The organism is Embleya sp. NPDC059237 (assembly GCF_042754105.1).
Taxonomy (GTDB): Bacteria; Actinomycetota; Actinomycetes; order Streptomycetales; family Streptomycetaceae; genus Embleya.
This window is the reverse complement of the sequence record NZ_JBHZAE010000007.1, coordinates 181,976-201,308: the sequence shown is the minus strand read 5'-3', so window position 1 is coordinate 201,308 and position 19,333 is coordinate 181,976. Positions and strand designations below refer to the sequence as shown.

Sequence of the window (19,333 nt, the reverse complement as noted above, 5' to 3'; positions counted from 1 at the left end):
GATCGCCACAGCGCACGTCGGCGCCGGCCGGGTTTACCGCTCGGCAAACTCTGACAAACCGGTCATCAACGTGCCGATCGTCACATTCCATGGCGTTTATCGGTCGAGTCTGTCCACTATGGACGGGTTGCCTCCCATCGAACGGAGTTGCCTCCCCGTCGGACGGCAGAAAGGAACGGCACACCATGAGCCTGACGCCCGAGCACGTGGCCGCGCTGCGCGGCCTCGCCGCCGATGTCTCGGCCCTCGGCGCCGAGGGTGCCCAGCGGCACCCCGCGTTCGCCGGTTCCGCCGGTTCGATCGCCGACCGCGCGGACGCGCTGTCCGTGCAGGCACCGCCGTTCCACAAGGTGGCGCTGCGCCGGATCGGCGACGCGCTCCGGGCCTGCGCCGAGTCCCGCGAGGCGGGCGATCCGGAGCGGGTCGCCACCACCCAGCGCACCGCCGCGCACCTGGCCGACCGGCTCGTCATCGCCCTGGACCGCTACGCCTCGGCCTCGCCGACCGCGACGCCGGCCACCTGCACCCGCTGCAACGAGCCGTACATCGCCCAGCTGATCCCCACCCAGCGGCGCTACCTCTCCCGGATCGACGCCCCCGTGTCGGGGCAGGTGTTCAACGCGTCGGGCACCACGTACATCGTCGAGCGCCACGTGTTGTGCGCGTTCGGGGGCGCGACCGACCCGGCCGGCCTGCCCGGCTTCGAGAACCCGGCCGACCTCGACAACGCCTGATCGCACGGCACGCCCGACGCCGGCGCACACCGAAGAGGCCGGTTCCCCGTCCGGGGCCCGGCCTCACTCGTCGTCGCGGTCCCAGCGGTCCTAGCGGTCCTTCTTCAACCGTCGCAGGTATTCACGTGTCCAGCCGGTGACCTTGGCCACCTCGGACTGCTTGACGCCCGCGCCTATCGCCCGGATCGCCGCCCGCTTGAGTTCTTGACGCGCCTCTTCGTGCGCCTTCTCGGTCCTTCGGTAGGCCTTCGCGGCCCTGACCAGGCCCTCTTCGGCGGCTTCGGGGTCCGCGCCGTCGACATCCTTGTGATCCACACCGTCAGGATGCCATATGTGCGGCCACCCCCGTAGGCCAACACAGTTGACATTTACGGATCCAGGAAGGAAACTGGAGACCGAACCGAAGGTGAACGGAAGGTTAACGTCACCAGTCACGGAGGAAGCACCATGCTGAAGACCCTCACCGCCCCCGCCATGTGCACCCGTTGTGGCGAGCCGTATGTCGCGGCGCTCAGCCCGCGCTCGCTCGTCACCCTGCAGACTCCGGTGTTCCGCACCCCGGAGATCGTCGGCGGCCGGTTGATGACGATCGACGACACCGTCTGCCTCGTCGAGCGACACGCCCCCTGCACGGGTCTCGGCAACTACCGCTGATCCTCGGCGGCGGCCGGCACTGCTGCCAGCACGGCCGCCAACATCCCCAGCGTCGACCAGTCGACGCGCCCGTCACGCAGCAGTTCGCCGTACGTCGTGATCTCGACCTCGGTGCGCTCCCCGTCCCCGGCCACACCATGTGGACCGGGGACGTCGCGCAGCCGGGCCAGTTCCGCCTCGGTCAGCTCGGCCGACCACACGTGCGCGTGATGCGCGGCCAGTGTCGCGGCGAGCTGCCGCGAGCCGTGCGCGCGCAACCGCTCGGGCGCCAGTACCAGACCGGTTTCCTGGCCGACCTCGGCGCAGCCGTCCTCGGCCGTGTATCCGCCGCCGCCGGGCACCTCGTGGACGAAGCCGTCCTCAGTGCGCGCCGCCGAGCGGAACTCGCGCACCAGCACCACGGTGCTCGCCGTGACCGGCTCGGCCCGCCGGTACAGCACCACCGCCGCCACGTCCGGGCGACCCAGCACGACCTCGTTGTCCTTGACCCGGCCCGCCTCGGCGGCGATCGCGACCCGCACGTGCGCCGCCCACAACCACGTCTGTCCGCCGTGCCGCCACACCCACACGATCCGGCCACCGAGCAGCGTGTTGCCGGCCGCCCGCTGGGCCGCGTACCAGTCGGCGAAGGCCCGGGTCCGCCACACGTTCAACGGGATGTCCCGTTCGCCGTCCGCCCGCGCCGCACCGGTGCCGAGCGCGTCGAGCACGGTGTCGATCGTCGCGGCCAGGGTGTCCCGTAGCGGCACGTCGTGGCCGAGCGCGTAGGCCCGCTGATAGCGCACCTGCGGCGCGTCGGGCGGAGTGCCCAGGACCGCGCGGCCCGAGTCCTTGAGCCAGCCCCACTCGTCGTTGGTGGTCAGCCCCGGCAGGTCGCGCAGATCGCGCGGGATCCAGAACAGCACCCGGTCGCTGCGGTCGAGGTTGCGCAACTCCCAGTCCCGCTGCACCCGGTGCGAGGGCCACGAGTGCCCGTCCGCGGGTTCGGGCACGAACACCACCAGCCGGCCCGGCCCGCGCCACCGCTCGCGGATCAGCTTCAACGCGGCCGGGCGCCAGGAGGCGACGTGCGCGGCACGCGGCGTGGGTCCGGCCAAAAAGACGCTCGCGTCCCACTCCCGTGGCGCCTCGTCGGGCGAGTTCACGACAACGATCTCGGTCATGCCACCGACGGTAGTGGGCCCGTACGATCGAACGCGGGCCCGCCCGCGCCCCACCCCGACCGGCGACGACCACGCGGAACCCGGCGGGCCCCGGGCCCCGTCCCCGAGGCGATGTCGCATACGGTTCCCCCCACGGACGCTGCTACGAAACAATCACATCCACAGGGCGCGTACGGGGAGGCGTTTGCGGTGGCTCGGTTGTGGCTCGGCAGCCGGTATCGGCTGGACGAAAAGCTCGGCTCGGGCGGCAACGCAACCGTATGGCGGGCCTGGGATCGCAAGATGCAGCGCTTCGTCGCGGTCAAGGTGCTCAAGGAGTCCTTCGGCGGATCCAACAGCATGGACCGCTTCGGCCAGGAGGCGCTGATCCTCGGCCGGCTCTCCTCGCCCAACATCATCGTGGTGCACGACCGCGGCCTCAAGCAGGTGATCCGGCACCCCGGCGAACCGAACCGCGCCCACCCGAGGAAGCCACCCCCCGCCGGCCCGGAGAACGCCGCGCCGACGATCGCGCAGCGGCCGGGCGACATCGCGACGCGAGTGTTCGACCACGACGCCGAGACGCTGCACGACGCGCAGGTGACCTCCGCGCTCGGCGCCGGATCCGCCGACATGCGGGAGACCGACGGCAAGGTCATGTACCTGGCGATGGAGCTGATCACCGGCCGCACCCTGGCCCAACTCGTCGCGGACGGCGCGTGGTTGCCGATCGGCCACGTGATCGGCTGGGCGATCCAGCTGTGCGACGCGCTCGACGTCGCCCACTCGGGCGACGTACTGCACCGCGACATCAAGCCCGCGAACGTCATGGTCACCTCGCGCGGGGTGGTCAAGGTGCTCGACTTCGGCATAGCGCGCTACATGCAGAAGGAGTCCTCGCGCGCGGGCATCACGCTGCCCGGCAGCATGATCGGCACCCCGGCGTACATGGCGCCCGAGCAGATCCGCGGCGAGACGGTCGACGGCCGCACCGACCTGTACGGCGTGGGCTGTGTGCTGCACGAAATGCTCACCGGCGCGCCGCCGTTCGGTCTGGACCACCCGCACTCGACGATGCACGCCCACCTGGAGAAGCCGCCCGAGTCGGTGCGCAACTCCCGGTTGGAGGTGCCCGAGGACCTGGCCACCCTGGTCCTGGCGCTGCTCAGCAAGCGGCCGGAGAATCGGCCGGCGAACGCGGCGGAGGTGCGGGATCGACTGGACGACCTGTCCGTCAAGCCGCCGCGCAACCTCGCACCGCAGCCGTGGGGGGTGCCGGCGCCGGAGTCGGTCGCGACGATCGACCCGCAGCCGACCGTGGACCAGCCGGTACGACTGGTGCCGCCGCCGCCGACCGGGCCGCGGCCGGTGCGGGCGAACGATTCGATCCAGGCGCTGCGGGACGAGATCGGGCGGCAGGTCCGGGCGTTCGGCCACGACCACCCGGAGACCCTGCGGATGCGCGAGCAGTTGGCGGACCGGCTCGGCCGGGACGGCGATCCGACGGCGGCGATGCGGCTGCTGCGCGAGGTGATCTCGGACAGCGGCCCGCTGCGCGGCGCGCTCGACCCGCGCACGCTGCGGGCGCGGCGGCGGCGGGCGCACTGGACCGCGGCGGCTGGGCGGCCGGCGGAGGCGGCCAAGCTGCTTCGGAACCTGCTGCCGGACCAGGTGCGGGTGATGGGCACCGACCACATCGAGACCCTGCAGATCCGGCACGAACGGGCCCGCCGCGAGGGCGAGGCGGGCAACTTCATGACCGCGGTGCATCAGCTGCGCACGCTGATCTCCGACGTGATCCGGGTGCTGGGCGCCGAGCACCAGCTGGTGATCGAGCTGTGGGACGAACTCACCTTCTGGGAGCACCGCCTCGACGGCCACGGCGACCAGGGCGCGGCCCTGGCCCGCGACGGGTCCTGACCGGCCGGCGGAGGCCGGGGCGCGGCTTCTCCCCCGCCGCCGGTGACCCGGCGCGGGCCTTCCCTGGTCGCCCGCGGCCGTCGTCCGTCACAGCGCCAGCATGTCCCGCAGTTCGCGCTTCAGCACCTTCCCGACCGCGTTGCGCGGCAGTGCCCGTTCGGTGAAACGGACCAGCGTGGGCACCTTGAACGCGGCGAGCCGACGCGCCACGTGCCCGCGCAGTTCGGCCGCGCTCGCCGCGCCGGGCACGTGCAGCCTCACCACCGCCGCGACCTCCTCGCCCAGGTCGTGGTGCGGCACCCCGACCACGGCCACCTCGGAGATCGCCGGGTGCTCGAACAGGATCGCCTCGACCTCGGCCGAGTACACGTTCTCGCCGCCTCGGATGATCACGTCCTTGAGCCGGTCGACCACGTACAGCCGCCCGTCGGTGTCGACGTAGCCGAGGTCGCCGGTACGGAACCACCCGTCGGGGAATGCCTCCTCGCTCTCCCCGGGCCGATTCCAATAACCCCGGACCACGTGCGGGCCGCGCACCCGGATCTCGCCCGTGCGGCCGATCGGCAACTCCTCCCCGGTCAGCGGGTCGGCCACCCGCAGATCCGCGACCGGCACCGGATGCCCGACGCTGTCCGGGTGTTCGTAGTAGTCGTCGCCCGAGTTGACCACCACCACGCAGGTCGTCTCGGTCATCCCATAAGCGTTCAGCGGCACGATCGTATTGCCGGACATGCCGCCCACCAGGGCGACCAGGTCCGGCGGCACCGGCGAGCCGCCCATGCCCAGGCTGGTCAGGCTGGACAGGTCACGCCCGGCGCGCAGCGGCGACTCGACCAGCCGGCGCAGCAGCGTGGGCACCATGTTGGCGGTGGACAGCCGCTCGGTCTCGATCAGTTCGAGCGCGGTGGCGGTGTCCCAGTGGTGCATCAGGCACAACTTGGCGCCCTGGGCGGCGCCGATGTACAGGCCGGACAGGCCGGCGATGTGGAAGAACGGGTAGACCTGCAGGCTGCCCGGCGCGGGCGGGCCGGTCGGGGACCCGTCGGGCACGGCCGGGCCCTTGGCCAGCTCGGCCGTGGGCAGGCCGGCGCGGGCCAGTGCGACGGCCCTGGTCAGCTCCATCGTGTGCAGGTTGGTGGTGTGGTTGTGGTGGGTGGCGACCGCGCCCTTGGGGCGCCCGGTGGTGCCGGAGGTGTAGATGACGGTCGCGTCGTCGAACGGCTCCGGACCGCCGTCCGGCAGCGCGCACTCGCCGGTGAACCCGCGCAACAGTGCCGTCAGGTCCGCCTCGCCGACCGCCGGCGGCTCGTCGAGGCCGGCCACCAGGGTGGGCAGCGCGCCGTTCGTCCTCCCCCGGATCAACTCGGCCCGCTCGTCGTCGCAGATCAATACCGTGGTGCCGGAGTCCTCCAGGGCGAAGCGGAGTTCGTCGACGGTCCACCACGCGTTCAGCGGTACCGCGATCGCGCCGAGCACCTGGATCGCCCAGAACGCGAGCGGCCATTCGATCCGGTTGCGCATCGCGACGGCCACCCGGTCGCCGCGCCGCACGCCGTACTCGTCGGCCAGATGTCGGGCCAGGTGGGCGACGAGTCGGTGTTGTTCGGCGTAGGAGATCCGCTCGCCCTGGTAAACCAGCGCGTCCCGGTCGCCGTGGCCGATCAGACCCTCGAAGACCGCGCGCAGCGTCGGCGGGGCCTTGCTCAGCACCCGCCAGGGAATGCCGTCGTGGACGACCTCCTCGATCGCGTAGGCCGATTCGGGTCCGGTCAGTTCGGCCAGGGCCTGTGTCCGATCCAGCATCCGGTGGGTCCACCTCCTGCACACTGCGAGCGACTGGTACCGGGGGTTGGGAGCGCATCAACGCTAATGCGGAGATCGCATCGCGGGAACCCTGGCAATCGACATGATCACCGGGCAGGGTGGCCGCGACGGGTACCGGTGTCGTGGCGGGCGCGTGTTCATCCGACCGGGGAGCTTGTGTGGAATATCGACAGATCTCGACCTCGCTGGAACACGACGTGCTGACCGTGACGCTGGATCGGCCGGAGCGGCTGAACGCGTACACCTTCCGGATGCGGGAGGAGATCGAACACGCGTTGGACGTCGCGGACGCGGACGACCGGGTCCGGGTCGTGGTGTTCACCGGGAGCGGGCGGGCGTTTTGCGCGGGGGCCGATCTGGCGGCGGGCGGCGACACGTTCGATCCGGGGGCCGGCGACCCCGAGGCGTTCCGGGACGACGGCGGTCGGCTGGTGTTGCGCCTGTACCGCTCGAAGAAGCCGCTGATCGCGGCGATCAACGGTCCGGCGGTGGGCGTGGGGGCGACCATGACGCTGCCGATGGACATCCGGATCGCCTCCACCGAGGCGCGCTTCGGCTTCGTCTTCGCCCGGCGCGGGATCACCCCCGACGGCTGCTCCACGTGGTTCCTGCCCCGGGTCGTGGGCCTGGACCGGGCCCTCGAATGGTGCTTCACGGGCCGCGTCTTCGATGCGGCGGAGGCCCGGGAGTCCGGCCTGGTCCGCGAACTCGTGGCCCCGGACGAGCTGCTCCCCCGCGCCCGCGATCTGGCCCGCTCGATCGCCGACCACACCCCGCCGGTCGCGATCGCGCTGACTCGGCATCTCCTGTGGACGATGCAGTCCGCCCCCGACCCGGAGACCGCCCACCGGCACGAGTCCCGGGCCCTGCACTGGACCGGCGGCTCCCCCGACGCCCGCGAGGCCGTCGCCGCCTTCCTGGAGAAGCGGCCCCCGAAGTTTGCGATGCGGGTCGGTGAGGACCTTCCCGAGTTGCCGGCGCTCGGGTGAGGTCGGTCGCGTCGGGCCCGGCTCGACGCGGTGAGCCGGGCCCGACGCGACCGGCTCACCGCGGTGAGCCGACGCCCGGACCGGCGGCGGTTCCCCCGACCGGCGCAGCTTGTTGTGTTTTGCAACCGTTTCCGGCACGCTTGGCGCACATTCAGGGTGCGCGGTGATGAGGAGCAAGGCGATGTCGGACAGCGTTGAGCGGCGAGTGGTCCGTGAGGTCGGTGCCGCCACCCGGTTGATTCGGCTGTTGATGGCTCCTCCGCTCCAGGCCGCGGGGATCACCCAGGCGGAGTTCCATCTGCTCGCCCTCCTGGAGGAGCGCGGCACCTCGACCGGCAAGGAACTCGCCTGCCTGCTGAGCCTGGACAAGACCACGATCAGTCGGCAGTTGACCTCCCTGGAGGAGGCCCTGCTGATCGCCAGGGCCACCGATCCGACCAATCGCCGATCGCACCTGATCACCGTCACCGAGGCCGGCCGGGTGCGGCTCGCCGACGCGCGCCGGCGCAGCCTCGCGGTGATGGCGGAACGGTTCGCCTCCTGGCCCAAGGAGGAACTGGGCGCACTCGCGGACCACTTGGCCCGCTTCAACGACGTCCTGCGCGGCGACGTGGCGGAGGCCGGCGCCGAGCCCGAACGCAACCGGCCGAGCCAGGGCCTGTCCGGCGGATCGGACCGGTCCCAGGACCCGTCCGGCGGATCGGACCGACCCTAGGGTCGGTCCGCCACCCTCGGGTGTACGCGCGGCCTCGCTCGGTAGACGTCGTAGACGCCCTGCACCCGGCGCAGTGCCCGGAGCAGCTTCGGGAGGGTGGCCAGGTCGGCCAGGCGGATCGTGTAGGTCTGCCGAACGCGCATCTGCTGCGGCGGCGCGATCGAGGCCGAGGTGATGTCGGCGCCCTCCGCGTCGATCGCGGCGGTGACGTCGGCGAGGAGGCGGGGGCGGTCCAGGGCCTCCAGTTGCAGGGTGACCCGGTAACCCTGGTCGGCCTGGTGCGGCAGCCAGGACGCGGCGACCACGTCGCGGCCGGCGCGGCGCATCTGCTGGACGTTGGTGCAGTCGGCCCGGTGTACCGCGACCGTGCCGCCGCGGATCACGAAGCCCGCCAGCTCGTCCGGCGGGACCGGGGTGCAACAGCGGGCCAGGCGGACCGGTGCTCCGGGCGAGCCCGGCACGCTGACCACGGCCTCGCCGGGGTCGGAGGGGGCCCGTCGGGTCCGGGCGGGGGCCTGGGCGGCGGCCTCGTCGGGCGCGCCGACCGGCGCCGTGCGGCTCGCCGGGAGGGTCGGCGCGGCCTCGCCCGCGGCGGCCAGATTGCCGAGCGGCGGGGCGAGCAGCGGATCCATCCGGCCCTCGATGCCGTTCGGATACTTGGCCAGCCAGGCCTCGATCGCCACCCGGGCCAGCGGGCTGCGGACGAACGAGAGCCATTCCTTCGATGGTGCCGCCGCACCGGGCGGAGCGGTGATGATGGACACCGTCTCGCCGTCCGCCAGGACCGAACTCAGCGCCACCAGGCGGCCGTTGATCTGCGCGCCGATACATCGGTGGCCGGTCTGCTCGTCGATCGCGTAGGCCGCGTCCACACACGTGGAGCCCGCCGGCAGGGTGAGCGGACGTCCCCCGGGGGTGAAGACCAGGAGCTCGCGGTCCGCCGACAGGTCGGCGGTCAGCGAGCTCCAGAAGACGTGCGCGTCGGGGATGCCGCCCTGCCAGGCGAGCAACCGGTGCAGCCACGCGAGCTGCTCGGGGGCGTCCGGTCCGGCGTCCGCTTTGCCGGTGTGCGCCACGACGCCGAACTCGGCCAGGCGATGCATACGACGGGTGCGGATCAATACCTCGACCTTGTCGCCCTCGGGCAGCGTGATCGCGGTGTGCAGCGATTGGTACAGGTTGAACTTGGGGGTCGCGATGTAGTCCTTGAACTCGCCCGCGATCGGCGACCAGCAGGTGTGCAGTACGCCGAGCGCGCCGTAACAGTCGGTGTCGGCGTCGACCACGATCATCAGCCGGGAGAGGTCGAACGGGCTCAGATCCTCGCGTCCGCGCCGCTTTTGTACGCGGCGCACGGATACGTGGTGCCGCGCACGCGGCGATACCTCCGCCTCGATCCCGGCCTCGCGCAGCGCGCGTTTGACCGTCGTACACAGCTTCGACACGGCCTCGTCGGTGACCGCCTGGCTGGCGCTGACCGTGCGGGCCGTGGCGGCGTGCTCCTCGGGTCGGAGCGTGGCGAAGACGATGTCCTCCAGCTCCGACTTGAGCACGTGGATGCCCAACCGCTCGGCGAGCGGGATGAACACCTCCTGCGTGGCCTCGGCGGTGCGGATCTGGCTGGCCCGGCGGCGATATCGGATCGTGCGCATGTTGTGCAGCCGGTCGGCCAGCTTGATCACGGTCACCCGCAGGTCCCGACCGGTGGCCACGATGATCTTGCGCATCGTCTCGGCCTCGGCCCGGTCGCCCAGGTCGACCCGCTCCAGCTTGGTCACCCCGTCGACCAGGTGGGTGACGTCGTCGCCGAACGCCGCGCGCACCTCTTCGAGGGTCAGGTCGGTGTCCTCGACCGTGTCGTGCAGCAGCGCGGCCACCAGCGTGGTGGTGTCGGCGCCCAGCTCGGCCAGGATCGTGGCCACCGCGAGGGGGTGCGTGATGTACGGCTCGCCGCTCTTGCGCATCTGCCCGCGATGGGACAACTCGGCGACCGCATACGCCTCCTGAATGGCCGTCACATCGGCCTTCGGGTGGTGCACACGATGCACTTGGAGCAGCGGTTCGACCGCGTCCGGAGTGCGTCGACGGCTTCCGGTGAGGAACGTGACCGCGGCCAGACCCAGTCGCTGGATCGGTTGTTGGACAGGCCGGCGGGACAGTCGTCCGACGCGGTCGGACATGCTCCGGCTCGGAACGTCACCCTCGGCCCGCGGCGCACCCTTGGGCACACCGGCCCCGGCCGGCGGGTCGAGTCCCCCGATCGTCATGCGGCACCTCCGGCAGCTACCCCCGGAGTCGCCCCCGGTGATTCATGCTACCGACAACAACACGGACGGTGTCCGCGTGATGTCGCCCGTCACACACGATCACCCGCACGGGTCAGATGTGCCCGCCGCGGATGATGTGAAGAGTCCAGCCTAACCCCTCGGGATCTTGTCCGAGCGCACACCCGCCGGGCCCGGGGAGCGCGCCCGCCGCGGGACGGGCGCGCGGGTGGTGATGACGGGGCGTCAGTTATCTTCCGCACGCTCCCAGTACGTGCCGGCCAGCATCGCCTCGATCAACCCCCGGTGCAGCACCGTCTCGTCGAGGTCGGCCGGCTGCTCGCGCTCGCCGAAGTGCCACTGGCGGTGCGCGATGCGGGCCATCACCGCGCCGTGCCGCACCGCCGCGTACATCTCGAAGTAGCGCATGTCACGCGGCGTGTGGCCGGTCAGCTTCTCGTACTGCGCGCACACGTCCTCGGTGCGCATGAAGTCGGGCAGGCCGGGCAGGCCGTAGCGGGTGGCGATGTCCTGGAAGAACGCGTGGATGAAGATCATCCAGGCCAGGTCCAGCTCGCGCGGACCGACCGCGGCCATCTCCCAGTCCAGGACCGCGGTCGGCACGAAGTCCACGTACAGGATGTTGCCGATCCGGGCGTCGCCCCAGCTGATCACGTCCGGGCCCACCTCGGCCGGGAAGTTGTCCTCCAGCCATTGGAAGGCCCGATCCAGGAGCGGCACCCGCTGCCCCTCGATGCCCCACTCGTAGAACGCGCGCAGGTCGTCCAGGTGCCGGCGCAGCGCGATCTCGCCGGCGCCGTCGTACTGGAGGAACGCGATCTCCTCGGGTGTGGTCTCGATCCCGTGGATCGCGGCCACCACGGCCACCGACTCCTCTTGGAGCCGGCGGCGCTGCTCGGGCGTGGCCGCGAGCATCCAGCCGTCGATCGTGTACGGCATCACGTCGGGCGGCGCGGCGCCCTCGGCCCGGCGCATCACGAAGAACGGGGCGCCGAGCGGCCCCTCGTCCGGCTCGTTCCACAGCAGCGCGGGCACCGGGATCGAGCAGCGCTCGGCGACCAGCGTCATCACCGCGAACTGCTTGTCCATGTCGTAGCTGGGGAAGACCGGCTTGGCGTCCATCGCCGGCCGCATCCGCACCACGCAGCGTTCGGTGCGGCGCTCGCCGTCCTCGGTCCACGTCGCGTCGAACAGCAGCGTCTCGCTCGACATCCCGTTGCCCGACGGGGCGCGCAGCTCGGAGACCTCCGGTTCGGCCCCCTCCGGCAGGCGGCCGGCCAACCAGACCAGCAGTTGATCGTGCACCGTCGCCAGGTCCCGCGTGCTGGTCTGCGGACGGGTGACCTCGTCGGAGTCGGCCACGACAACCTCCGGTATCCACGTCGCGAGCTGCGACCGGCGGCGCCGGACGTCCCTGCCGACGCCCGGTCCCCGCCCTGTCGGCGGCGTCCGCCCGACAGAAAAGTGAAACACGTTCTATCATGTGTGACACGTGTCATCAATGGCCGCGCGCGCCGATCCGGCGCGTGAGAGGGCGGTCCCGAGCCCGTGGCGCGGCGGGCGTCGGCCCCCGTCCGTGGGCGCCGGCCGGGCTCCGCCGACGCGGTGCCGTAGCGCACCGGAGCGTGTTGCAAACTGGGTGGATGTCGTCAATCCCCGCCAAGGTCCGCCTGCGTCCGCGCTGGTGGACCGAGTTGCTGCTGATCGCGGTGCTGTACGAGGTGTACTCGCTGAGCCGGCTCGTGGTCCGCGGCGACGCCGACGCCGCGGTGCGCAACGCCGAGCGAATACTGCACGTGGAGTCGCTGAGCCACCTGGACCCCGAGCGCATGCTCAACCAGGTCGTCTCGAACCATGTGTTCATCGGCGTGGTCTGCGACTACGCGTACGCCACGCTGCACTACGTGGTGACGCCGCTGGTCCTGGTCTGGCTGTGGCGCAGTCGCCCCGAGCGGTACCGGGGCGCGCGCACCACGCTGGCCGTGGCGACGGTGGTCTCGCTGGCCGGTTTCATGCTCTTCCCGACCGCGCCGCCCCGGATGATCGAGGGCTTCACCGACACCATGGCGCACTTCGCGTCCTGGGGCTGGTGGGGCGGCGGGGCCAGTGCGCCGCGCGGGATGGAGCACATGACCAACGAGTACGCGGCGATGCCGTCGCTGCACGTGGGCTGGGCCGCGTGGTGCGGGTGGCAGGTGTGGCGGCACGGGCGCGGCCGGGTGGTGCGCGGGCTGGCGGTGCTCTACCCCTTGTTCGTGATCGTGGTGGTGCTCGGCACCGGGAACCACTACCTCGCCGACGTGGTCGCGGGCCTGGCCGTGATGGGTCTGGGCGCGCTGGCCTCGCCGTGGGTGGTGCGCGGGCTCGACGGGTTGCGGGGTGGGGTGGCGATGCGCCGGCCCGGGTCGGATTCCGCTGTCCCGGCGATCGATTCCGGCCACAAAGACGCTGCCTGACGCCATCGTCAGGTAACGGACAAAACGATTTCGGTCGAGATCTACCGGATCCAACCTCGGAACGACGCCGGGCCTGCGGGCAGGCGGTACCTTCTGGATGGCCCCACGCCCGAGCACACGGCAAGGATTCCGCCATCGGGCGCACGCCGATCGGACAAGTCGCCACAACGGCGGACGAATCCGATCGGGCTCGGCCTGACAGGCCCATTTCTCGCCTGGCGGACGAAGGGGTTCGACGCACGGGCACAGGACACGGGGCCGGCAGGCGACAACAGCGGGAGCGGTAATGCGGATCAGCGCCGTGGTGTTCGACGTGGGCGAGACCCTGGTCGACGAATCGCGCGAATACGGCACGTGGGCCGACTGGCTCGGGGTACCCCGACACACCTTCGCGGCCACCTTCGGGGCGGTGATCGCGCGGGGCCTCGACTATCGCGAGGTGTTCCAGCGCTTTCGGCCCGGCTTCGACCTGACCGTCGAGCGCGCCGCGCGCGCCGAGGCGGGCTTCCCCGAATGGTTCGGCGAGGAAGACCTCTACAACGACACCCGCCCCTGCCTCAAGGCGCTGCGCGACCAGCGCCTGTGGCTGGGCGTGGTCGGCAACCAGACGGTGAACGCGGGCATCATCCTGCGCGACCTGGAACTGGGCGTGGACCTGCTCGCCACCTCCGACGACTGGGGCATCAGCAAACCCGAGCCGGCCTTCTTCGAACGCCTGGTCGCCGAGTGCCCGTGCCCGGCCGAGGAAATCCTGTACGTCGGCGACCGCCTCGACAACGACGTCCGCCCGGCCCACCAGGCGGGCCTGCGCACCGCCCACATCCGCCGAGGCCCCTGGGGCTACCTGATCGCCGACGACCCGGAACTGATCGCGGTAACCGACCTACGCCTGCAATCCCTCAACGAACTCCCCACAGCCATAGCCCGAATCAACAACACAACGGAGCGATAGCCGGGTTTGAGGGCCGAACACTGGCCGAGCACACACCAGTCAGCCCGGCCGGCGCCCGAGGCCACCCGGCCAAAGGCCGACCATCGAGCGCTCGTAGACGGCGAGCAGCCCCGACCCGGCACACGATCGGGGCTGTTCGATCCGCAGGCCACCCCCGCTGTCAGGGCGCCTCGAACCCGCCGCGCTTGGCACCCTCGATGAACGCGCGCCAGTCATCGCCGGTAAAGCGCAGGGTGGGGCCGCTCCGGTTCTTGCTGTCCCGAACCGCGCGCCCTCCGTCGTTCGTGACGGCGGTCTCGACGCAGTTGCCCTGACCATTGCTGCGGCTGCTCTTGCGCCACTGCACGTCTATCGTGCCGTCGCTGCTCACTGACCCAACTCCTTTAGCGGCTCCCACCACATTCGAGGCCGTTGTTCGTCGTGGCCTCGCGGCGAACTCTGCGGCAACTACACGTGTGTCGATGGCCTACGAGGCGTCGAACAGCGGGTCCTCATCTCGGTCGGGAGCCAGTGCTTCCGGCAGCGGGAGCCCATACTTGTCACACAAGAATCGGGTCTGGCAGTACCGCTGAGTGTCCGCGGCCACGCGACCGAGCACTGTGGCGTTCACACCGGCTCCGATCACGACGCCCACGACCGGTACGACTTTGGCGACGTCTTTGACGGGCACTCTGGTGCCGGCTGGGCCGAGTTGCTGGAGTAGCTTCTCAAGGGCGGCTAGGAGACCGTGGTCGGTGCGGAGTTTCTCCGACCACCTGACCCGTCCCTTGATCGCGTTGTAGGCCAGTGAGGTCTCGCGCAGCGGCTCGGCTTTCGCGGCTTGGGCCATAAACGAGCGGCGGACCAGCCGTTGGATGAACTCCTGCTCGGCGGGGTCTTTGGCGTCGTAGCCGTATGAGTAGGCGATCCGCGCGGCGATCGACGCGCTCAGGACCTGGATGATTGCGATATCCGCGGTGAGCGCAATCGGGATCCCCGCAACGGGAACCAGGGCAAGGGCGCCCATGGTGGCGCCTTCGAGCATGCCGGCCGTCCGCCACTTGAGTGTGTTGCGGGTCAGCAGCCTGTCGCAGACCTTGAGGTCGTGTTGCCGAAGTTCGGTGAAGCTGTCGAGTTCGACACCGCGCCTTCGGGCGAGAGTCTCGACGCTCGTCGGGTCATTCAGGTCCAAGGCCCAGTCGTTGACCAGGTCGAGCAGTCCTATCGCGGCTTCGATGGTCGGACGCGCTGCCTTCGCCGCCACCGCATCGCCCGCCCGCCGGATCGGTTCCTTGACTGCTCGAGGCACTGCGCCTCTGACCCGGCCGACGGCGTTGCCGGTGACCTCGCCGGTGCGGCTGAGCGCTGTGTTCGCCCAATTCGGCAGGCCTCGGCGGTTGTTGCGGTGCTGCCAATGCTCGTTGAGCACTTCCCATACCTGCCCCTCGTAGGCGCTCATCGGAGTCGTACCCTCGACTATCGGGGTGGCGTATGTGCTCATGGGTGATCTCCGGTTCGACTGTGTTCAGTGGGGACGCGGTGCTCGGTCGGCGGGGTTGAGGGAGCGGTACAACCGTTCGGTGGCACGGGTACTGCGCGCGCAGCGGCGGAACTGAGAAGGCACAGCACGAATACGTCTGTGTGGTCGGCTTCGGTCTGTTCTCCAACCGGCTGGGAGTTTCGATGCGCCCAGGCCCCGCATTCACGCCACTATGTAGCCGATCTCGACACGCCAGGCTCGGCTCAGCCGGTCGTCGTATCGGGCGAGCTTGGTGCGCAGTTGCACGGCTTCGTGAAGGTCGCCGCGGAACATTCGCCAGACGGCGGCCATGTAGTGGCGGCGCATCTCGGCGATGTCGTCGAGTTGGTATGCGGCCTCCAATGCGTCAAGCACAGGGTCGCGGTAACGCAGCGAGACCGTCGTCGCCGCGCCCGACACTTCGCGGCGTCCCGCGTGCGGGCCCGCAGTCCCCTCTCGGCAGATCCCCTCGGATCCCACCGACAACTCTGAGAACGGAGACCATCGGACCGTTCCGGTGGAGTCAGCCGTGCCGATCTCGGTCACACGATCGATGCCTGTGCCCGAGCAGCGTGACCTCCAGACCGTCTCACTGTGTCCACGTACGGCCGATGCCAGCCCGCAGTGCGGACCCAGAATCCAGTCCGCATGCCACCCGCCTTGGCGGAGACGGGCGTTCTGTAGCTCCCACTCTGCGGGATCGTGGCCGCTGAGACGGACGGCGAGGACAACTCGCAGCACGGGAATGAAGATGTCGGCACCCGTTGCGGCCGGGTCGCCATAGCGCGTGTCGCTGGCCAAGCCCAAGTCGGAGAGCCAGCGCACCAACGCATGACGCACATAGAGGTGGTCCGCACTGTGCTCGTCGATGTGGGTACGCGAGCACGGGCGCCGGCGCCCGTTCGCATCCGGATGGTGCATGAAGTGCGCGACCCTGTCCCCAGGTATTCGGGCCGACAACTGTGCGCCGCACCCACCGAGAAGTTCCCCGCACCAGAAGGTGTGGTGTCCGTGCCTTCGCCGGAACTGCAGGGCAGAGTCACGTTCTTGAGGCAGCAGCGCGGGCTTGTCCGATCCCCCGCTGCCGATGACGGCAGTTTGGACCTTGCGGTTGTCAAAGCTGCCGAAAGTGCGACGATTCATCGTTCCCCACAGATACGATGTCGACTACTCGCAGGCAACGGAACTATAGGTGCGCCTGACGCTGTGGGCTATGTGTTCAAGCAACTCAGCGGAGCCACCAAGGCACGGGAATCGCGCCGGGGACCCACCACCGTCACCTCGACCGCCGCGGCGGACAGGGTTGCCGCGACCGCGGCTTCGAGTGCCGCTCGGAGCCCGAAGACGCCCCGCAGAAGCGGAGGGTGGCCGGCGTGCTCGAAGCATCGTCGTGGATGAACTGCTCTACGGTCGCGAGCCACTGCTTCACTACGGGGTTCACAGCGATCCTTGGGCTTGCGAACGATCTCGACCATGCGGGCGATCGCCGTGACGAACTGCTGCAGGAGCGACACGGCCGCGACATGTCCATGCGCCCCCTCCTGGAAGCGCTTCAGGTCGTCGATGGCATTGGGCCCGCCGGCGGCGACGCAGTTCGCCGTAAACTTCGCCGGCGCGCGTCGAGTCTCCGAACAGCGCCAAGGCGGCAAGCTCCGTGAGGGACGTGGACCGTTCGACGGCATCGGCAACGTCGACCTCGGACACTACGGACCCGGGCGTCGGCGGATCACAATCACGGGCGACAACACGCGCAGTTGGCAGGCCACAGCATCCGAGTCATTCTCGGTGCCAACGGCGCAGGCTTGTACCGGTCCCGCGATCTCACCGCTGCGGCGACCATCTATGTGGAAACCGCTACTCCGGACAACGACGAAGGCGTTCTCGACGAATCGAGAACGCCCAAGTCAAGGGTGTTTCTGTGGTGCGCCGCCAGGGACTCGAACCCCGGACCCGCTGATTAAGAGTCAGCTGCTCTAACCAACTGAGCTAGCGGCGCTTGCGTTGCGTGGGAAACATTAGCAGGGGTCGGCGGTGATCGAAAATCGACACCCGGGGACCGGGCTCGACCGTGTCCGGGGGCGCGCGGGGAGCGTATCGAGGGCGCGCAAGGTCCCTCGAAGGACTTCTTTGAGGACACGGGGAGGACGCCGCTTTCCGGACATCCGCAAAGAGGTCCCCCGGCCCCACTCACGGCGGGTACCGTCGGCATCACAGCCTGCACAGCACACCGCACGCGTGAACCGGGAGGGCCGATGGCCATGCGGCAGGGGGCCGGTCCTTCGTCCGGGAATGTCCGGCTCAAGGCCCTGCGGCACTCGCATGGCTGGGTTTCCCAGCAACAATTGGCCGACGCGTTCGAGAAGAAGGCGCTCGAATGCGGCCTCCGCCTCGGGGTCAGTGTGCGGCAGGTGCGCCGGTGGGAAAGCGCCGAGCCGCCTTGGCCGACCCCCGATTATCAGCAGGTCCTGCAGGCTTTGTTCGAGCGGCCGCTGACCGATCTCGGGTTCACGCCGCCGTGGCAGGCGGAGCTGACGGCGGAGTACGGCGAGGGCTATGCCGACGGCTACCCCGAGTCGCAGCCCGTGCTCGAGCAATCGGCGCCGCCGAGCCTGTCCGCGCCCGCCCGCGAAGCCGGGTGGGCGTCGGAGCTTTCGGAGCCGACCGGCTACGGCGAGGCCCGGGTGCGCCGACAACCGCCACCACCCGGCGGCAGCCCGCTCGGGGGGGCGATGGCGCTGCCTGCCCGCACCGCGCCCCCGTCGCCGCCCGGCCGCACGCCGCCGCTCCCGCCCGGCCGCCACGTGCCGCCGCCGCGATCCGGCCCGGTGCCGCCGCCGGGGCCCGTACCGCCCCCCGGACTCGCGCCCCCACCCGGCCCGGTGCCCCCGCCCGGTCTCGCGCCGCCGCCCGTCCCGGCCCAGGCGCCGCCGTTCGAGGACGGCCCCACCGTGGTCGACGGTCGGCGGCTGGAGGGCGACCGGCCCCGCGACCTGCCGGTTCGGCCACCGCTGCGGGTGATCGGCCCCCGCTCCGTCGAGCCGCCGACCCGGTCCCTGGAGATCGCCACTCCCGCCGTACTGCGCCAGCTCCTGCGCGACACCCCCGACCCGGGCCCGCTGGCCGTGCCGATGCACTCGCGGGCCGGCCAGCTGACCGTGGTCGGCGCCGACCAGTACGCGATGCTCACCCGGACCTACCGGCAGATGTACTGGGTCGCCCCCGCCGCCATCGCCTACCCCTCGGTGATCGCCCACGTGCGCCTGGGCACCCAGCTGCTCGCCGCCCCCGGCCCGGCCCGGGCCCGGCGGATCCTGGGCGCATCGCTCGCCGAGACCGCGATGTTGGCCGGCCGGATGGCCTTCTTCGACCTGAACCGCCCGCACGACGCGCAGGACCACTACCTGGTCGCCTACCGGGCCGCCAACGAGGCGGACGACTCCCTGCTCGCCGCCGCCGTACTCGCGCACACCGCCTTCATCCCCGCCTTCGACGCCGCGCCCACGGCCGCGGCGGACATCCTCGACTTCGCCCGCAAGACGGCTACGCGCGGTGCGCCGACGGTGATGCGCGCCTGGTTCGACGCGGTGCAGTCCGAGTTCGAGTCGCTGCGCGGCACCCCCGAGCGCGGGCTGCACCTGCTCGACCGGGCCGAGGACCTGCTGTGCCACCCCGACAACACCCCCACCCCGCCCTGGCTCGACTTCTTCGACGCCTCCCGGCTGTGGGGCTTTCGCGGCAAGGCCGAACTCACCGCGCGCCGGATGGACCAGGCCCAGGGCTCGCTCAACGACGCTTTGCAGAACCTGCCCCCCAACGGCGACAAGCAGCGCGCGGTGATGTACGCCGACCTCGCCGAGGCGGCCTTCCAGGCGGGCGAGGTGGACGAGGCGTGCGGCCGGCTGTTCCAGTCCATCGACATGTTGCGGATGCACTGGTATTCGATGGGCATGGACCGGGTCAGGGAAACCCGCAAACAGCTGGAGCCGTACAAGAGTTCGGTCGCGGTGCGGCAACTCGACGAGGCGCTGGCGTCGTTCTCCGAACTCGCGCCCACCGACGAGACCGGCTTCGTGGCCCTACCCTCGGCCGAGGAACAGCGCGACGAGCGGCGCGGTGATCGGCGCGGCGATCTGCGCTGAGTTCCGCCTGTCGGTCACATGGTCC

16 protein-coding genes and 1 tRNA gene are annotated in these 19,333 nt (G+C 70.7%); 8 read left to right on the top strand and 9 right to left on the bottom strand.

The window, feature by feature from the left end:
* The first annotated feature begins 185 nt into the window (after positions 1-185).
* A complete protein-coding gene (locus ACFXKZ_RS23150; protein ID WP_380002836.1) occupies positions 186-734 on the top strand; it encodes a hypothetical protein in 549 nt (182 codons plus the stop codon).
* A gap of 90 nt (positions 735-824) precedes the next feature.
* On the opposite strand, the gene ACFXKZ_RS23145 is transcribed toward ACFXKZ_RS23150, so the two are convergent.
* Complete coding sequence (locus ACFXKZ_RS23145; RefSeq protein WP_380002835.1) at positions 825-1,049, bottom strand: hypothetical protein; 225 nt, start codon at positions 1,047-1,049, stop codon at positions 825-827.
* Between the two features lie 132 nt (positions 1,050-1,181).
* Here ACFXKZ_RS23145 and ACFXKZ_RS23140 point away from each other — a divergent pair, with 132 nt between their 5' ends.
* A complete protein-coding gene (locus ACFXKZ_RS23140) occupies positions 1,182-1,388 on the top strand; it encodes a hypothetical protein (protein WP_126642557.1) in 207 nt (68 codons plus the stop codon).
* Here the strand turns inward: ACFXKZ_RS23140 and ACFXKZ_RS23135 are convergent.
* Positions 1,379-2,551, bottom strand: a complete 1,173-nt coding sequence (locus ACFXKZ_RS23135) for a nucleoside 2-deoxyribosyltransferase domain-containing protein (RefSeq protein WP_380002834.1) — start codon at positions 2,549-2,551, stop codon at positions 1,379-1,381. The two genes, ACFXKZ_RS23140 and ACFXKZ_RS23135, sit on opposite strands and share 10 nt — an antisense overlap.
* A 189-nt stretch (positions 2,552-2,740) precedes the next feature.
* Between ACFXKZ_RS23135 and ACFXKZ_RS23130 the strand changes: the two genes are divergently transcribed.
* Positions 2,741-4,450, top strand: coding sequence for a protein kinase (locus tag ACFXKZ_RS23130; RefSeq protein WP_380002833.1), 1,710 nt, complete (start codon positions 2,741-2,743; stop codon positions 4,448-4,450).
* 87 nt (positions 4,451-4,537) lie between these two features.
* Here ACFXKZ_RS23130 and ACFXKZ_RS23125 read toward each other — a convergent pair whose 3' ends face one another.
* Positions 4,538-6,253 (bottom strand): class I adenylate-forming enzyme family protein, encoded by a 1,716-nt coding sequence (locus ACFXKZ_RS23125; RefSeq protein WP_380002832.1) that lies wholly within the window; start codon positions 6,251-6,253, stop codon positions 4,538-4,540.
* A 179-nt stretch (positions 6,254-6,432) separates the two neighbouring features.
* Here ACFXKZ_RS23125 and ACFXKZ_RS23120 point away from each other — a divergent pair, with 179 nt between their 5' ends.
* Positions 6,433-7,263 carry a crotonase/enoyl-CoA hydratase family protein gene (locus ACFXKZ_RS23120; RefSeq protein WP_380002831.1) on the top strand — a complete coding sequence of 277 codons (831 nt, stop codon included), beginning with the start codon at positions 6,433-6,435 and terminating at the stop codon, positions 7,261-7,263.
* A 181-nt stretch (positions 7,264-7,444) separates the two neighbouring features.
* A complete protein-coding gene (locus ACFXKZ_RS23115; protein WP_380002829.1) occupies positions 7,445-7,978 on the top strand; it encodes a MarR family winged helix-turn-helix transcriptional regulator in 534 nt (177 codons plus the stop codon).
* Here ACFXKZ_RS23115 and ACFXKZ_RS23110 read toward each other — a convergent pair.
* Together ACFXKZ_RS23110 and ACFXKZ_RS23105 are read right to left on the bottom strand one after the other, a co-directional pair.
* Entirely contained in the window at positions 7,975-10,245 is a 2,271-nt protein-coding gene (locus tag ACFXKZ_RS23110; protein ID WP_380002827.1) for a RelA/SpoT family protein, read from the bottom strand. The two genes, ACFXKZ_RS23115 and ACFXKZ_RS23110, sit on opposite strands and share 4 nt — an antisense overlap.
* A 243-nt stretch (positions 10,246-10,488) precedes the next feature.
* Positions 10,489-11,625 carry a phosphotransferase family protein gene (locus ACFXKZ_RS23105; protein WP_380002825.1) on the bottom strand — a complete coding sequence of 379 codons (1,137 nt, stop codon included), beginning with the start codon at positions 11,623-11,625 and terminating at the stop codon, positions 10,489-10,491.
* Between the two features lie 281 nt (positions 11,626-11,906).
* Between ACFXKZ_RS23105 and ACFXKZ_RS23100 the strand changes: the two genes are divergently transcribed.
* Both ACFXKZ_RS23100 and ACFXKZ_RS23095 read left to right on the top strand, forming a co-directional pair.
* Entirely contained in the window at positions 11,907-12,719 is an 813-nt protein-coding gene (locus ACFXKZ_RS23100; protein WP_380002823.1) for a phosphatase PAP2 family protein, read from the top strand.
* Positions 12,720-13,005: 286 nt separating this feature from the next.
* Complete coding sequence (locus ACFXKZ_RS23095; RefSeq protein WP_380002822.1) at positions 13,006-13,671, top strand: HAD family hydrolase; 666 nt, start codon at positions 13,006-13,008, stop codon at positions 13,669-13,671.
* A 160-nt stretch (positions 13,672-13,831) separates the two neighbouring features.
* Here ACFXKZ_RS23095 and ACFXKZ_RS23090 read toward each other — a convergent pair whose 3' ends face one another.
* The 4 genes from ACFXKZ_RS23090 to ACFXKZ_RS23075 form a co-directional block, all read right to left on the bottom strand.
* Positions 13,832-14,041: a DUF397 domain-containing protein gene (locus ACFXKZ_RS23090; RefSeq protein WP_380002820.1), complete on the bottom strand. Its 210-nt coding sequence runs from the start codon at positions 14,039-14,041 to the stop codon at positions 13,832-13,834.
* Positions 14,042-14,137: 96 nt separating this feature from the next.
* The gene (locus tag ACFXKZ_RS23085) at positions 14,138-15,109 is read right to left on the bottom strand and encodes an EcsC family protein (protein ID WP_380002819.1); all 972 of its coding nucleotides are present in this window, start codon (positions 15,107-15,109) and stop codon (positions 14,138-14,140) included.
* A 243-nt stretch (positions 15,110-15,352) separates the two neighbouring features.
* Positions 15,353-16,312 carry a hypothetical protein gene (locus ACFXKZ_RS23080; protein WP_380002817.1) on the bottom strand — a complete coding sequence of 320 codons (960 nt, stop codon included), beginning with the start codon at positions 16,310-16,312 and terminating at the stop codon, positions 15,353-15,355.
* A 776-nt stretch (positions 16,313-17,088) separates the two neighbouring features.
* A tRNA-Lys gene (locus tag ACFXKZ_RS23075) sits at positions 17,089-17,165 on the bottom strand.
* Between the two features lie 256 nt (positions 17,166-17,421).
* Between ACFXKZ_RS23075 and ACFXKZ_RS23070 the strand changes: the two genes are divergently transcribed.
* A complete protein-coding gene (locus ACFXKZ_RS23070) occupies positions 17,422-19,308 on the top strand; it encodes a hypothetical protein (RefSeq protein WP_380002815.1) in 1,887 nt (628 codons plus the stop codon).
* The last annotated feature ends 25 nt before the right edge of the window (positions 19,309-19,333 follow it).

Coding starts and splice junctions, on each gene's coding strand:
- ACFXKZ_RS23140 (WP_126642557.1), top strand. CDS start 1,182: ATGCTGAAGACCCTCACCGCCCCCGCCATGTGCACCCGTTGTGGCGAG.
- ACFXKZ_RS23095 (WP_380002822.1), top strand. CDS start 13,006: ATGCGGATCAGCGCCGTGGTGTTCGACGTGGGCGAGACCCTGGTCGAC.
- ACFXKZ_RS23110 (WP_380002827.1), bottom strand. CDS start 10,245: ATGACGATCGGGGGACTCGACCCGCCGGCCGGGGCCGGTGTGCCCAAG.
- ACFXKZ_RS23150 (WP_380002836.1), top strand. CDS start 186: ATGAGCCTGACGCCCGAGCACGTGGCCGCGCTGCGCGGCCTCGCCGCC.
- ACFXKZ_RS23070 (WP_380002815.1), top strand. CDS start 17,422: ATGGCCATGCGGCAGGGGGCCGGTCCTTCGTCCGGGAATGTCCGGCTC.
- ACFXKZ_RS23100 (WP_380002823.1), top strand. CDS start 11,907: ATGTCGTCAATCCCCGCCAAGGTCCGCCTGCGTCCGCGCTGGTGGACC.
- ACFXKZ_RS23125 (WP_380002832.1), bottom strand. CDS start 6,253: ATGCTGGATCGGACACAGGCCCTGGCCGAACTGACCGGACCCGAATCG.
- ACFXKZ_RS23135 (WP_380002834.1), bottom strand. CDS start 2,551: ATGACCGAGATCGTTGTCGTGAACTCGCCCGACGAGGCGCCACGGGAG.
- ACFXKZ_RS23080 (WP_380002817.1), bottom strand. CDS start 16,312: ATGAATCGTCGCACTTTCGGCAGCTTTGACAACCGCAAGGTCCAAACT.
- ACFXKZ_RS23115 (WP_380002829.1), top strand. CDS start 7,445: ATGTCGGACAGCGTTGAGCGGCGAGTGGTCCGTGAGGTCGGTGCCGCC.
- ACFXKZ_RS23085 (WP_380002819.1), bottom strand. CDS start 15,109: ATGAGCGCCTACGAGGGGCAGGTATGGGAAGTGCTCAACGAGCATTGG.